2 protein-coding genes are annotated in these 2,021 nt (G+C 43.7%); both read left to right on the top strand.

The genetic code is table 11. The annotated features are described in order from the left end of the window. Positions 1-28 precede the first annotated feature (28 nt). Positions 29-1,342, top strand: a complete 1,314-nt coding sequence (locus tag ACN6OV_RS01195; RefSeq protein ID WP_427948937.1) for a hypothetical protein — start codon at positions 29-31, stop codon at positions 1,340-1,342. A gap of 12 nt (positions 1,343-1,354) precedes the next feature. Beyond that, positions 1,355-2,021 (top strand): hypothetical protein (locus ACN6OV_RS01190; protein WP_427948935.1); only part of this gene is annotated, 667 nt, incomplete at its 3' end.

The following is a 2,021-nucleotide window of genomic DNA, read 5'->3' as shown; positions in this document are numbered from 1 at the left end:
AAGCGTTTTGAAGTAGAGGGCTAAGGTTATGGCGCGATATGTAGTAGTAATCGGCGCAAGTGGTGCAGCCATTGTGCTTGATTCAGAGCTTTCAAACCTTGATGAAAATATCATTAGCCAATTGTCTTTTGATTTGGCGAACCATTTGGATGATGGTGTAGAGCTTGAGGTGAAGTTGAAGCAACAAGGCCCGACTTTTCATCTTTCACAAACAGCAATCGAATTGACTTTTCTGGATGTTGGGACAGGTGACAAGATTTATACAGCCAAAGGCTTTTTAGACCCTGATGAAAACCTAACCAGTTCAATTGTATCGGTTTTAGATGCAATGGATGACTTCAGCGAAGTTGAGCTGGAAAATTTCACCTATCCGGGCTTTGAATCTGATATTGCTGATCTAAATTGCTTCAATGAATACGATTCATTGGGCCGCAATGCAGAGAAAATGAGTGTACCCACGGCGCCTATGCCAAATGTACCGACCGTTTATAGCATTATTACCAGTCAAGATATTGCGCCAAACGATTTGTATATGCAGTTCACTGATGATTTTGGCTTGTTTACGCAAATGTTACGTGCTGCAAATAAGCTGAATGTGGGCCTATGGGTGGAATTAGACCCGACTTTAACACTGGATCAGGTGTATATGGTTGCCGCTGATTTGGCGCCTATGGATCATCATGTTCGCTTGGTGTGGTCGCCTATCCGTGCCCGTCCATTGGATGCCGTAGGGTTGAAAGGCAAGAAAATCGCACGTCTTGTTGGTGGCTTTATTTTGGGCCAGCTATTAAAACGCCGTGCAAAAACCAATGTCCACGGTATCCCGCCTTTGCATACCCCAATTGCAGGTTTTGATTTCCCGGTGAATTTTGTGGGGATTGAACAAAACCCGGATGTGATTTTGGATGATTTTGCGCATAAGCAACTTGCAGCATTGCAAGTCAATGTGGTGCAGCGGTCGCATTATGAAAGCGGTGTACGTTTTGAGATTGGCGATTGTTTAACCGCGTATGGCAACAATACCAGTGTGCTGAAACTCACCAATGCTTCAGACGTTTCAATGTTTGTTGATAATCGCCTGAAATCCATTATCAAGCGTCATTTGCTTAAAGCAATGGAAACCATGATTGAAGACGCATTGAAAGAATGCGTAGCTTTTTTGGATGCCTGTACCACTAAAGACCGTCCGTTACTGGTGCGTGGTGAAGAATTTAGCGGCTATTACGATTTATCTATCGTGCCGCGTGAAGATCGTCCATTTGACGCCGTTGCAGTGAAATGCCGTTACCGTCCACAAGGCGCGGCACGTGCAGCCTTCTTAGATACTGAAGTTACAAAGTAAAGGATAAAGCTTATGTTATTTGATTTCTTAGACCCATTGAAACAACCATTGCTTGATAGCGTGGCGACTAATGCAGCCAATACGGTTGCAGATGATTTGATGCTTGATAGTGTAGCATTAAATTCTGAAATTCAGAGTTTACGTACAGCTGTTATCATGGCAGTGATTGCGTTAGCCGATTCAGTGATTCATAAAGACCTTGAAGAGGATGAATTGCCAAGCGACCGCTTAGATGCGTTAATTGCGGGTATTGCCGCTGGTGGCGATGATGAAGGTGAGTTTGAAGTGGATGAGTCTACTTTAGACATTGTAATTGCCAATTTCCAAGATGCCCTAGCAACTTTAGGTGTGGATGATGGCGTGATTGCATCCATGTTTGGCGGTGATGCTGATGCTGATGAAGCGATTGAAGCGGCGGCTGAAATCATTGAATCCAATAAACCGTCAGATGATGACATGGATGAATTTGTTGATCTATTTGTCTATGGTGAAGCTGAAGATGATGAGGTCATGCTTGACGGCGTATCACTAGGTAAAACCACAACCAAATCCGGCAAGTTTGGTAAAGTGGTTTATAAAGCAGTGAAAGCCATTCGTAACGGTAAAGTATCGATTGTGAATAAGCGCGTATCAGGCAAGGTGAAGTTGAGTGCTAAACAACGTGCAGCACTCAATAAAG

It is taken from the genome of Acinetobacter sp. (assembly GCF_050285345.1).
GTDB lineage: Bacteria > Pseudomonadota > Gammaproteobacteria > Pseudomonadales > Moraxellaceae > Acinetobacter.
This window is presented reverse-complemented; position numbering and strand designations above follow the sequence as displayed.